The following is an 11,786-nucleotide window of genomic DNA, read 5'->3' as shown; positions in this document are numbered from 1 at the left end:
CTCGATTGCTCGCGATGGACTCAAGAGCGCCGCGTTTAGCCAGTAAACACGCGTTATCGTTAACGACCATCGCGAGCAATCGAGCGTCGACCGGCTGCTCCTACAGTGGACCACATCCGCTTAACTGAACGGCATTAGGCCTGGACCCAACGCTCGGGCATCCATTCACGCTGCCCACTACGCCACTCTCCGTGTCCGTGCAGCCACTCACCGCTATGCAGTGAAGTACCCTTTGTCTCTTTGGGTTTGTAATCCTGGCATCGGCGACCATAGTTAAAAGTCAGATATCCCTTGCCGCTATCGCGGCCTGACATCCCTAGCCGCACCTGCTCTCCATCCCCCGCGGTGTTCTGCCATACCCGAGTGCAGAGCCAGCCCCTGATCAAGGATAAGGCCGTGACCGGTTTCACCCACTCGGAGGAAGTCGCCGCAGGGCTGACCGAGGTGTGATGCAGTCATAACAACAGGAGGCACGTCATGGTCAAAGTAGCGTTGTTCGTTCGTCTGGAAGCAAAACCCGGGAAAGAGAAAGAGGTAGAGAGCTTTCTCTTGGGTGGCCTTCCAATAGTGGAGGAAGAGCCCGCCACTACGGCGTGGTTCGCAATCCGCTTGGGGCCGTCCACCTTTGGCATCTTTGACGCCTTTGCGGACGAAGCAGGCCGACAGGCTCATTTGTCGGGCAAGGTCGCGGCAGCGCTTATGGCAAAGGCTGCCGAGCTATTTGCCAAACCACCGTCAATCGAGAAGGTTGACGTCCTTGCGGCCAAGCTACCCGGTTAAGCAAGCTCAACAAGGCGCTCCAACCAACGTCCCTGTCGCCGCTTTGCGGCGTCAGGGACACAGCTGAGGCTGGACGTTTGCTGTTGGCAACCGGGATAAAGCTGCGGAGAGTGCCGCTTTGGCGATCCTGCTGAAGGAAGTCCAAGCCTGCGAAGAACTCCGCTTGCATTGTAGATCTCTGAAAAGCGAGTCATTGGCCTTGTTCAACGTATACGTCCGACAAAGTCATCTAGCTGGCTCAGCTAAGCCCAGACATGGTGTCCACCTGAATTTAGTAATGACCCTATCCATATGGAACACACTGTCGGGAGCCTTATTCCAGTGTTTTCCCCGCCTGCGCGATGGTTTTCCAGGTCTTGCCTTCGTCTTGTGACAGATAGACGTCACGCTTGATAGTTGCCATCGCCCACTCCTGAGCATTGATCGGATTCTGCGCCAGGTAAGCGACGGCATCCTGATTGAGTGGTGGCAAATTGAGAGGACTGATCTCGTGGGTTTTCAGGTCAAGGGTCGAGAGCAGCGGTACCTTGTCATAGCTGCCGAACCATAAATTCTTTCCATCGATGCTGAAGCTGGCGCTCAGCACTTGGACGTTCTGGAGAACTGGCTGGAAGTGCTCGCCGGCATCGTTTGATAAAAACAGGCCGTTGCTGGTAGCTATTGCGACTGTGTTGCTATCGACCGGATGCACCGCCAATGCACTCGGCTCTGAACCCACCCCTTGCGCCAGAGCATGCTGCCAAGTGGCTCCGTCGTTCAGGCTGTAGTACAAGCCAGGAGCAGTCATTTTCGAGTTCGGGTGCGTGTTGTAAACGTAGAGAGCACCGTTGTCGAAGCCGCTGGCTAGCAGATGAAAGTCCGACTCTCCTTGAAACCCAAGTTGCTGCCAGGTGCTTCCGCCATCACTGCTCTTGATTACACCGAGAGGATTGACCAGGCCACTGCCACTGGCCGGATGACCACTGCTATAGATCGCCTGGCGACTGGCAGAAAAGCCCATGTAGTCGTGTTCAGGCCCAGGAGCCTTGCTCCAATGACCATCACGGTAATTGGCCAGCCCATCATGGCTGGGAACTTGGATGGGAAATTCGACATCAGCCCAACCCGAATGGCGGCAGCCGTTTCACCTTGCAGCTTCCCGATGTTGTGTAGCTTTCCAGCGACCGCAAAATTGACACACCGCACGCATACAGGTTGATCCGTCAGAAATCGACCTGCACTCCCTACCATAAGCAAGAGCACCGAATGAAAGGCATCCTCGAACACCTACGTCGCTGGGCTAAAAATCTCAAGCGTCAAACCATGGTTCTCTGGTTTTGTTATCAGCATCCACAAACCCCATGGCTGCCCAAGTGGATTTCAGTTTTTGTGGTGGCTTACGCACTGAGTCCAATCGATCTCATTCCAGACTTCATTCCCATAGTAGGTTATCTGGACGACGTAATCATTCTGCCTCTTGGCATCCTGCTCGCTATCCGATTGATGCCACCGCTTGTACTTGAGGAATGTCAGCTAAAGGCTAGCGAGTGGGAAGAAAGCCATGTGAAGCGCCCAGTGAGTAAAGTGGCGGCGGTGCTCATTGTCCTGATTTGGTTGGCAGCCCTGGCGGGCGTTTGGTTTGCCTACAAACACTACTAGCTAGCAGAGTTTTCATTGCTTTACGGGTGTTTTTGGTAGAGCGAGACAGGCGCATCCTTCACTTTTTTCTGGGAGGACTGCGCCTGTTGAGAGTTCTTTTCTACTCTGCATATTTTCCCGACTCAAACGGAAAAATGATCTGTACCCGCAGCCCCACGCCATTTGGGGCTGCATCAAGTACGACCTGGGCTCCGTGCTGCTCTGCAATCGTTTTAACAATTGAAAGCCCCAGTCCGCTGCCAGAGTCGGTTTGATTATTGCCTCGATAGAATCGCTCTAGCACCCGTTCACGATCCGCTGCACTTATTCCTGGGCCGTTGTCGCAGACCTCAAGCACGACACCTTGGTCGGTATCGCGTACTGCCACATCAATCTTTGCATGAGCACCCGCGTAACGAATGGCGTTGTCGACCAGGTTATTGAGCAGGATACGTAGCGTTTCGGAACTCCCCAAAATGCTAGCTGCAGCATGCTCAGTCAGCCCGAGATCAATCCCTGAGGCTTCAGCCCTACGAACCTGATCAGTGATTACCGACTTGCAGAGAGCGGATAATTCGACGCTCTGCATGACTGGCGATTGCGCATCAGGCTCCAAACGAGCCAAGGTCAATAACTGTTGTGTCAGATGAGTAAGACGTATGACGCCCGCCTGCACCTCTGACAGCGATAGCTGGCGGTCTTCATCCAGAGTGGCTCGCTGAGCCAACTCCACCTGGATGCTGAGCGCTGCTACTGGGGTGCGTAACTCGTGCGCCGCATCAGCGATGAAGTGCTTTTGCATCGTGAAGGCATTTGCCAGCCGCTCTAGTAGATCGTTGAGCGCGTCGACCAGAGGTTTGACTTCGCCAGGCAGCTCTTTCGAAGCGATAGGCTGCAGACTATTAACGTTGCGTTCCGACAGTTCTGTCGCCACTGTTCGCAGTGGTTTTAGCCCGTAACTGATACCAAACCATAAGAACAGGGCCAGCAGGGGAATCAGTGACATCACTGGCCACAGCAGGTGCACGGCTAAACCCGCGAGTTCTTCCCAGCGTTTATTTTGCGCTTGAGCCACCCGGATAAACTTGTCGCCGCGCTTGCTCACAAACGTGTGCCAGATTTGATCTGCGACCTGAACATCGCTCAGTCCAGTTTGCTGCGGTGGAGGAAGCGTGAGCGCTGAGTCGGTCGTAAAGCTCAAGACGCCTGCGCTCCAAACCTGAAGCAGCACTTCGTCAGCATTATCATCACTGAGTGGACTGGGTTTCTTGCCGGTATCCGTCAGTACAACACGCTCACCAGGATCCACATTGATGTGTTCTGCGAGGTAACGCATTTGGTCGTTGAGCAGATCATCCAGCTCAAGGACAGCCCCCCAATAGGTGCCGACGCTTGCCAGCAGTCCAGCCAGAAAGGTGGCTGGCAGCAGCCATAACAGCAGACGCCGACGGAGCGAACTCATGCGTCCTCTCCAATGTGATAACCAACCCCTCGAACGGTTCGGATCACCTGCGCCCCAAGCTTTTTACGAAGATTATGAATGTGAACTTCCACCGCATTGCTGCCCACTTCATCTCCCCAACCGTACAGGCGATCCTCCAACTGCTCGCGAGAGATCACCGCATCCGGTTCCTTCATCAGCTCGTGCAACAACGCATATTCTTTGGCCGACAGGTTGACAGGCTCGTTGCGCAACCACAGCAGGTGTCGTACCGGATCAAGGCGCAATGGGCCACCCCGAAGCTCGGTCTGCACACGCCCTGATTGCCGGCGACTGACTGCGCGAATACGTGCAACCAACTCCTCGATGGCAAACGGTTTAACCAGGTAATCATCAGCGCCGCGATCAAGACCCGCTACCCGATCTGGTAGCGAGTCGCGGGCGGTGATTATGATCACCGGCAAGCTCTCGTCGTGCTGACGCAGAACCTTGAGTACCTCCATGCCATCCTGACGCGGAAGTCCCAGGTCGAGTAGCAGCAACGCATACGGGGTGGTTTCCAGAGCGAGCACGGCGGCCTTGCCGTCCGTGACCCAATCCACCGTGTACCCTTCCTGGCGCAAGCCTTTTTGCAAGCCGCTGCCGATCATCGGGTCATCTTCTGCAAGTAGTATTCGCATCGCCTGATCCCTCTCCTCGCATCAGCAGTTCGTGCTGCAGTGTGCCGAAGTCTTGACTCTGCGCCTATCCCATCAACGCCATAGAGCACTTGAACCACATGCAGGTCTCGCCACCATCACTGCTGATACAACCCAATCGCCGTGCTAACACACATTAAGGGCTTTTCAATCACGCAGCATAAGAATAATGTAGAGAAACAAACTTTTTTTGAATGTATCTCTACATGAAAAATTGGCTCACTTTAATCCTTGGCCTTCCCACCGCAAATGCCACCGAGCGCATGCGAGCCTGGCGTGCCCTAAAAGCCTCCGGAGCGGCGGTGTTACGCGATGGCGCCTATCTGTTGCCGGACACAAGCACCTGTCGTGAAGCGCTGGCCTCTGTCGAGCGCGATATTCTGGCCATCAATGGCACCGCTTACGTCTTGCCTGTCGTCGACCCCAATGGCGAACGCTTTATTGAGCTGTTTGACCGCAGCGATGACTACAGCAAGCTAGGCGCTGAGATCGAAGCCTGCCGGGCACAGCTCAATATCGAGAATGCACTGGCGACCACCAAGCAGATTCGCAAGCTGCGCAAAGCCTACGAACAGCTGACCAGCATCGATTACTTTCCAGGCAAGCCGAAGCAGCAGATCGACTCGGTTCTGCAGGAACTGGAGACAGCAGTCAGTAGAGCGTTGTCTGCGGACGAACCACATAGCCGCGACCAGTCAATAGTGCCGCTGAGTCTCGGTGACTTTCAGGGTCGTGTATGGGCAACACGCAAGCGGCCTTGGGTTGACCGACTGGCCTGCGCCTGGCTGATTCGACGCTTCATTGATCCACACGCTCAGATCCTCTGGCTGAACACTCCACAGGACTGCCCAGCCGATGCCCTTGGTTTTGATTTCGATGAGGCGACCTTCAGTCATGTCGGCAACCGTGTGACCTTCGAAACCCTGCAAGCCAGTTTTGAAATCCAGGAGCCCGGTCTGGGCCGCATTGCTGCCTTGGTGCACTACCTCGATGTCGGGGGCATCCAGCCAATGGAGGCTGCCGGTATCGAACGGGTGCTGGCCGGACTACGCGAAACCATTGCTCATGACGACCACTTGCTGGCTGCTGCAAGCGCCATCTTCGACGGCCTGCTTGCAGCGTTTGTGAAAGAGGAACAACCCAATGAGTAAGGTTTCTCCATCACTCGTTGAAGAGGATCTGCCAAGACCTGAGGCGATCAGTTTGCGTGAAGCGTTCTGGTTCTGGCTGAAGCTCGGTTTTATCAGCTTCGGCGGGCCTGCGGGGCAGATCTCGATCATGCACCAGGAACTGGTTGAGCGGCGGCGCTGGATTTCCGAACGGCGCTTTCTGCACGCCCTCAACTACTGCATGTTGCTCCCTGGGCCTGAGGCTCAGCAGTTAGCAACCTATATCGGCTGGCTGATGCATCGCACCTGGGGTGGCGTCATCGCTGGGGGGCTGTTTGTGCTGCCCTCGCTGTTCATCCTGATCGCCTTGTCCTGGATGTACATCGCCTTCGGCGAAGTGCCGGTGGTGGCTGGGCTTTTCTATGGCATCAAACCTGCCGTGACCGCCATCGTCGTACAGGCGGCTCATCGAATCGGTTCACGAGCGCTGAAGAACAATTGGCTGTGGGCCATAGCAGCGGCGTCGTTCGCGGCGATATTTGCATTTGATGTGCCCTTTCCGCTGATCGTACTGAGTGCTGGATTGATCGGCTATGTCGGCGGACGCCTGGCGCCCGAGAAGTTCAGAGTCGGGGGCCACAGTGCCGCCCAAAAGTCCTACGGCCCGGCCTTGATCGATGACGACACTCCGTCCCCTGACCATGCCCGATTTAGCTGGTTAAAACTGGCGCTACTGGTACTCGTCGGTGCGGCGTTGTGGGCGTTGCCAATGGGGGTCTTGACCACACTCTTTGGCTGGGAAGGTACCTTGACCCAAATGGGATGGTTCTTTACCAAGGCGGCGCTGCTGACATTTGGCGGTGCCTATGCGGTGCTTCCATATGTCTATCAGGGCGCGGTCGGTCACTATGGTTGGCTGACCCCAACGCAAATGATCGATGGCCTGGCACTCGGGGAAACCACGCCGGGGCCGCTGATCATGGTGGTGGCTTTTGTTGGCTTTGTCGGCGCCTATGTCTCTCAGGTGTTCGGTGCCGATCAGGTGTTTCTGGCGGGTGCCCTCGCTGCCACGCTGGTGACCTGGTTCACCTTCCTGCCTTCGTTTCTGTTCATCCTCGCCGGCGGCCCGCTGGTGGAGGCGACTCACAACGAACTCAAGTTCACCGCACCCCTCACCGGGATTACTGCCGCGGTGGTTGGGGTGATCCTCAATTTGGCGGTGTTCTTCGGCTATCACGTGCTGTGGCCCAAAGGGTTAAGCGGCAACCTCGATTGGCCCTCCGCGCTGATCGCGGCGGCTGCAGCGGTTGCCTTGTTTCGCTTCAAGCGTGGCGTGATTCAAGTATTGATGGCCTGCGCGCTCATTGGTTTGGCAGTGCATCTGCTGCGCTAGAGCGCGCGCGGCGATCAATAGTTCTCTGGCAGGCAATGGGCCTGCCGGATCATCCAGCCTACCGAGCTAGGCAGGAGGTGTTCCATGAGGTGGATTACCCGTGAACGACCCAAGATCGACCGGATTGCCTGTCCCTGGCTGATCAACCGTTTTATCGACCCCGAGGCCGAGTTCTTGTACGTGCCCAGCAGAGAGGTTTTACGGCTTGCCACAGAGAAAGATGCAACGCCTTACGATATTCCGGGCGTTGAGCTTTCCCACGTAGGTGAGCTGTGCAGCTTTGATGCGTTCCTGACGAAGTATCAGCTCAGTGATCCTGCCTTGCAGCAGTTGGCCAAAATCGTCCGCGGGGCCGATACCTCCCGCCTCGATCTGACACCGCAGTCGGCTGGGCTGTACGCGATTTCACTGGGGCTATCGCAGCGCTTTGCCGATGACCATGAAATGCTTTCTCACGGCTTGATCATGTATGACGCACTCTACGCCTGGTGCAAGGAATGTCAGGGCGAGTCGCATAACTGGCCTCCGCAGATGTGACGCACTCCGTTCAGACAGAAGCCCTGATCTAGACTGAGCTTCTGTCTGAATGGCTGTGGTAATCGCCCGTTTTATAATTGTGATGACAACCCTTTGAATCAGTACCGCAACTAAAATTTGCCCAAGCCGTGCTCTCACTTGACCACCGAAGATCCAGGAGAGGGAGATGAATGATCGACACAAGCGTTACCGCAACCTTGCTTTACCAAGCGTCGCGGTGATTCTGTTGACGGTGCCATTCGTAGCTCTCAGCGGCACCGCCATCGGCAGTCTACCTCTGACGACCGTGGCCGATGTGCCACTGAGCGGGCATCCGACACGCTGGGACTACGCGAGCCTCGACCCGAGTGCCCATCACTTGTTTATCGCGCACCTGGGCGACAGTGTCGTGACGGTGTTTGATACGCAGCAGCAGAAGGTGATCGCAGATATTACGGGCGTTAGCCATGTCCATGGGGTACTTGTCATCCCGGAATTGGGCCGTGTCTATGCAACGGCCACCGGGACAGGCGAGGTGGTGGCGATTGATGCGAAGACCCTCAAGATCACGGCACGAGTACAAGCCGGCGATTACCCCGACGGAATGGCCTATGCCCCGGACACGCACAAGCTCTATGTTTCCAACGAGCATGCCGGCACCGACACGGTTATCGATGTCCGATCGAATACACAGATCGCCACCATCCCGTTGGGTGGAGAGGTCGGCAACACTCAGTACGACCCAGTATCGAAGCACATCTTCGCCAATGTACAAACGCGCGGGCAGTTGGTGGAGATCGATCCAGTGACGGATAAGGTGATAGCACGGATAGATTTGCCGGGAGCCGAAGGAAATCATGGCCTGTACATCGACGCAGCATCCCGTCTCGCCTTCATTGCCTGCGAGGGCAATGACAAGCTGCTTGTGCTAAGTCTGGAAAGCCGGCGCGTTCTTTCGTCTTTCGACGTGGCGAAGGATCCCGATGTCCTGGCGTTCGACGCGCAACTAGGCTGGCTTTATGTCGCGGGTGAATCCGGCGAAATCTCTCTGTTCACGGTTCAAGAGCAAACAGTGAACAAACTGGGCACCGCATGGCTGGGGCCGAATGCACATGTGGTGGCGACAGACCCGGCGTCGCATCGCGCCTACTTCCCGCTCAAGGCTTTGGCGGGAAAACCCATGATTCGGATTACCCAGGCCAAACCATAGGTGGCGTCCAGGAACACGTTTGAAATCGAATGCAATTGAGTGATCCAGTGGGATGCACTCCCGCTGTCGTGGCACCTGCTTCATCACGGTTGTGCGCCCTATCGGGAAGATACGCACCTTGATCGCTTCATCACCAGTACTCCATAGGCAGCCTGCGAGTTATGACGTCCCTGGTCTCATCGGTCATCGAGTTCCTCACGGCGCATCCGCACGTCGCCTATCTGGCGGTGTTTCTCCTGGCACTTTCCGAGTCAATCCCGATCATCGGTGCCGTCGTTCCAGGCACCGCCGTGATCCTCGCGCTCAGTGCCTTGGTGCCGAGTGGCGTGTTGTTGCTCTGGCCGTTGCTGGTCGCCGCCACGTCAGGCGCCATCGCGGGTGACGGTCTTTCGTTCTGGCTCGGGCATCGATACCACCGCGAGATTCTTGGTTTCTGGCCATTAAACCGGCACCCTGAACTGATTCAACACAGCGAGGCCTTTTTCGAGCGTCACGGCGCCAAGAGTGTGTTCCTCGCGCGCTTCGTACCGGGCGTCCGCGCCTTCATCCCGCTTCTCGCCGGCATGATGGGAATGGCGGTCAGTCGGTTCTATGCCGTCAATATCGCGTCGGCGCTCGCCTGGGCCCCGTCGCATATCCTGTCCGGCGTGCTCGTAGGCGCAACGTTCAGCATTCTCGGAGCGGCCGCCAAGCCGCTCGCGATCCTGCTGGTCGTTCTACTCGCGGCGGGCTGGGCGGTCCTGCATATCGTGCGCTGGACCTTGCGTCACGGCATTCCCTACCTCATCGTCACAGTGGAGCGGCTGCGTAGCTGGGCCGGCACCCACGACACCTGGCTGAGCCGCAGCCTCATCCGTTTGCTCGATCCTTCACGGTCCGAAGCGCGGGCTGTCGCACTGCTGGCGGTCCTTCTCGTCGGTGCAGCCTGGCTTTTCTTCGGCGTCCTTGAAGACATCATCAGCGGTGACCCGTTGCTGCTCGCAGACCGCGCGATATACCGCGCCCTCCAGGATCTTCGTACAGCACCAGGCGATGCGGTGATGATCGCCATCACAGAACTCGGCGACACCACGGTCGTGGTGGCGGTCACGATTGTGGTCTTCCTGTGGCTCATGTGGAAGCGTGCCTGGCGTACAGCCGCCTATTGGCTGGTGGCGATCGCCGGCGCTTCGGCGCTCAACACGGTCATCAAAGTAGCGTTGCACCGAGCTCGACCCGGTGAGCTTCTCTACTCCGGGTGGAGCGCGTTTTCCTTCCCCAGCGGCCATAGCACGGTCAATGTCGTGCTCTACGGTTTCCTCGCGTTCCTCATCGTGCGTGATATCCGCCCTGCATGGCGCCTTACGGTCGCTCTTGGCGCAGCAATCCTGATATTTCTGATTGCATTCTCGCGCCTCTACCTCGGTGCGCATTGGCTTTCCGATGTGCTCGGGGGGCTGGCATTCGGGTCCGCATGGCTGGCGTTGCTTGGACTGTCCTACCTACGGCGCCAAGCCGAGCGCATTGAGCCAGGGGGGCTGCTCGCCCTTGGATGTGCGGCCCTTATCCTCGCCGGCGGCTTCAATATCTATCATAGCCATGCGACGGACAGCGGTCGTTATGCCGTCAATGTTGGGACACCGACCATGGCCGTCGCTGATTGGTGGGCGTCGGATTGGCAGCAACTGCCGGCGCGGCGTATAGATCTGACCGGCGAGACGAATGAGCCGCTGACGTTCCAGTGGGCCGGTGGCTTGCCGGATTTGCTAGAGCTCCTGCAGCGCAACGGGTGGCGCGCCTCAGCGGCCTGGACACCGTTGAATGCCCTGAACTGGCTTACCGCCCAGGCCGACCCTGCCGGTCTTCCGGTCATGCCTCTTTTCGCCAGTGGTCGCCTTCCCAGTCTGACCCTCGTTCGACCGAGTAGTGATGGCGCACCCGTCGGTTCGCGCCTCGTGCTTCGATTGTGGGTTGTCGATTTCGATCTCACAAACGGGCGAACTGTACCGCTGTGGATTGGCTCGGTTGTCGAGGAACGTTTCTATCATCCCCTCTCCCTCGTCACCTTGACGTCAACACAGCCCGATGTGAACGCACCGCGCAGCACGCTAGCGGCCGCTCTTGGCGGTGGGCGGCTCCTCTCCCGGGCCGAAGGCGCGGCAGATGCGGATTGGGATGGACAGGTCCTGTTAGCTCGCCACGGTGAGACACAGAAAACGACGTCCGACTGATCGCTGCGAAGGCTTGGCTATCAGGTACACCGCCGAGATGGGCGCCGCATTTTTAATGCGTCTATGTCGGTGTACAGGGAGGACTTCTTCGGCAGTGTGTCGACATCAACCCGATTGCCGCCGACTTACGGCTAATGCAAAAAAACACCTCGATGACGCTATTTGATCGTGTATGTGCCGCTTTGGTCCTTGCCCTGTTGGCTTATCTCTACGATTCTGTATAGATCGTCAGGCCGGTTCGCGGCCGCCCCAAGTACAGCACTGGAGAGGCCCGCATGAAGACCGTTGCCCAATTACTGAAGTTAAAGGTCAAGCATAACCAGCAAGTCCACACCATCGCCCCGGACCAGATGGTGCTGGAAGCGCTCATGCTAATGGCCGAGAAAAATGTCGGCGCTCTACCAGTGTTAGAGCATGGCCTGGTGGTCGGCGTTATCAGTGAGCGCGACTATGCGCGCAAGCTGGTCCTGCATGGGCTGTCCTCGGTCCGCACGCCCGTCAGCGCCATCATGAGCTCGCCAGTGGTGACGGTGGACTCCCATCAAACTGTCGAGACCTGCATGAGCATCATGACCGACAGTCATTTGCGCCATTTGCCGGTTGTAGAGAACGGACAACTGCTGGGCTTACTGTCCATTGGCGACTTGGTCAAAGAAGCCATCGCCGAGCAGGCCGACCTGATCCAGCAACTGGAGCAGTACATCCGCGGAGAGTAGGTTGAGCCTCCTATGGAACATCCCCATCGTCGCCAAACGATGGGGGAATTTACACGGGTACACAGCGAACCAGCTGCGGCAGCGCTTCGATTGGAG

11 protein-coding genes are annotated in these 11,786 nt (G+C 57.3%); 8 read left to right on the top strand and 3 right to left on the bottom strand.

The features are described from left to right. The first annotated feature begins 477 nt into the window (after positions 1–477). Positions 478–780 (top strand): putative quinol monooxygenase, encoded by a 303-nt coding sequence (locus ACZYSM_RS20850; RefSeq protein WP_489074106.1) that lies wholly within the window; start codon positions 478–480, stop codon positions 778–780. Between the two features lie 313 nt (positions 781–1,093). Here ACZYSM_RS20850 and ACZYSM_RS20845 read toward each other — a convergent pair whose 3' ends face one another. Beyond that, a complete protein-coding gene (locus ACZYSM_RS20845; protein ID WP_489074110.1) occupies positions 1,094–1,861 on the bottom strand; it encodes a F510_1955 family glycosylhydrolase in 768 nt (255 codons plus the stop codon). A gap of 164 nt (positions 1,862–2,025) precedes the next feature. Between ACZYSM_RS20845 and ACZYSM_RS20840 the strand changes: the two genes are divergently transcribed. Then, positions 2,026–2,418 carry a YkvA family protein gene (locus ACZYSM_RS20840; protein ID WP_489074104.1) on the top strand — a complete coding sequence of 131 codons (393 nt, stop codon included), beginning with the start codon at positions 2,026–2,028 and terminating at the stop codon, positions 2,416–2,418. Between the two features lie 100 nt (positions 2,419–2,518). Here the strand turns inward: ACZYSM_RS20840 and ACZYSM_RS20835 are convergent, their stop codons facing one another. Beyond that, complete coding sequence (locus ACZYSM_RS20835; protein ID WP_489074102.1) at positions 2,519–3,859, bottom strand: ATP-binding protein; 1,341 nt, start codon at positions 3,857–3,859, stop codon at positions 2,519–2,521. Beyond that, positions 3,856–4,518, bottom strand: a complete 663-nt coding sequence (locus ACZYSM_RS20830; protein ID WP_489074100.1) for a response regulator — start codon at positions 4,516–4,518, stop codon at positions 3,856–3,858. Before ACZYSM_RS20830 ends, ACZYSM_RS20835 begins: the two co-directional genes overlap by 4 nt. A gap of 224 nt (positions 4,519–4,742) precedes the next feature. Here ACZYSM_RS20830 and ACZYSM_RS20825 point away from each other — a divergent pair, with 224 nt between their 5' ends. The 6 genes from ACZYSM_RS20825 (at position 4,743) to ACZYSM_RS20800 (ending at position 11,690) form a co-directional block, all read left to right on the top strand. Next, on the top strand, positions 4,743–5,687 hold the full coding sequence (locus ACZYSM_RS20825) for a chromate resistance protein ChrB domain-containing protein (RefSeq protein WP_489074098.1): 945 nt from the start codon (positions 4,743–4,745) through the stop codon (positions 5,685–5,687). Next, complete coding sequence (gene chrA, locus ACZYSM_RS20820; protein ID WP_489074096.1) at positions 5,680–7,038, top strand: chromate efflux transporter; 1,359 nt, start codon at positions 5,680–5,682, stop codon at positions 7,036–7,038. Before ACZYSM_RS20825 ends, chrA begins: the two co-directional genes overlap by 8 nt. Positions 7,039–7,122: 84 nt before the next feature. Then, complete coding sequence (locus ACZYSM_RS20815; RefSeq protein ID WP_489074094.1) at positions 7,123–7,575, top strand: chromate resistance protein ChrB domain-containing protein; 453 nt, start codon at positions 7,123–7,125, stop codon at positions 7,573–7,575. Between the two features lie 166 nt (positions 7,576–7,741). Next, positions 7,742–8,764 carry a YncE family protein gene (locus ACZYSM_RS20810; RefSeq protein ID WP_489074092.1) on the top strand — a complete coding sequence of 341 codons (1,023 nt, stop codon included), beginning with the start codon at positions 7,742–7,744 and terminating at the stop codon, positions 8,762–8,764. Positions 8,765–8,925: 161 nt separating this feature from the next. Further along, positions 8,926–10,974 (top strand): bifunctional DedA family/phosphatase PAP2 family protein, encoded by a 2,049-nt coding sequence (locus ACZYSM_RS20805; protein WP_489074090.1) that lies wholly within the window; start codon positions 8,926–8,928, stop codon positions 10,972–10,974. Between the two features lie 275 nt (positions 10,975–11,249). After that, positions 11,250–11,690, top strand: coding sequence for a CBS domain-containing protein (locus ACZYSM_RS20800; protein WP_489074088.1), 441 nt, complete (start codon positions 11,250–11,252; stop codon positions 11,688–11,690). The last annotated feature ends 96 nt before the right edge of the window (positions 11,691–11,786 follow it).

This window comes from Pseudomonas sp. F220 (assembly GCF_057813935.1).
The sequence above is the reverse complement of the archived record's forward strand: the minus strand, read 5'-3'. Positions and strand labels throughout refer to the sequence as shown.

Bases quoted from the DNA above. Each gene is read 5' to 3' on its own strand.
- ACZYSM_RS20825 (WP_489074098.1), top strand. From the start codon at position 4,743: ATGAAAAATTGGCTCACTTTAATCCTTGGCCTTCCCACCGCAAATGCC.
- ACZYSM_RS20800 (WP_489074088.1), top strand. From the start codon at position 11,250: ATGAAGACCGTTGCCCAATTACTGAAGTTAAAGGTCAAGCATAACCAG.
- ACZYSM_RS20840 (WP_489074104.1), top strand. From the start codon at position 2,026: ATGAAAGGCATCCTCGAACACCTACGTCGCTGGGCTAAAAATCTCAAG.
- ACZYSM_RS20805 (WP_489074090.1), top strand. From the start codon at position 8,926: ATGACGTCCCTGGTCTCATCGGTCATCGAGTTCCTCACGGCGCATCCG.
- chrA (WP_489074096.1), top strand. From the start codon at position 5,680: ATGAGTAAGGTTTCTCCATCACTCGTTGAAGAGGATCTGCCAAGACCT.
- ACZYSM_RS20830 (WP_489074100.1), bottom strand. From the start codon at position 4,518: ATGCGAATACTACTTGCAGAAGATGACCCGATGATCGGCAGCGGCTTG.
- ACZYSM_RS20850 (WP_489074106.1), top strand. From the start codon at position 478: ATGGTCAAAGTAGCGTTGTTCGTTCGTCTGGAAGCAAAACCCGGGAAA.
- ACZYSM_RS20815 (WP_489074094.1), top strand. From the start codon at position 7,123: ATGAGGTGGATTACCCGTGAACGACCCAAGATCGACCGGATTGCCTGT.
- ACZYSM_RS20810 (WP_489074092.1), top strand. From the start codon at position 7,742: ATGAATGATCGACACAAGCGTTACCGCAACCTTGCTTTACCAAGCGTC.
- ACZYSM_RS20835 (WP_489074102.1), bottom strand. From the start codon at position 3,859: ATGAGTTCGCTCCGTCGGCGTCTGCTGTTATGGCTGCTGCCAGCCACC.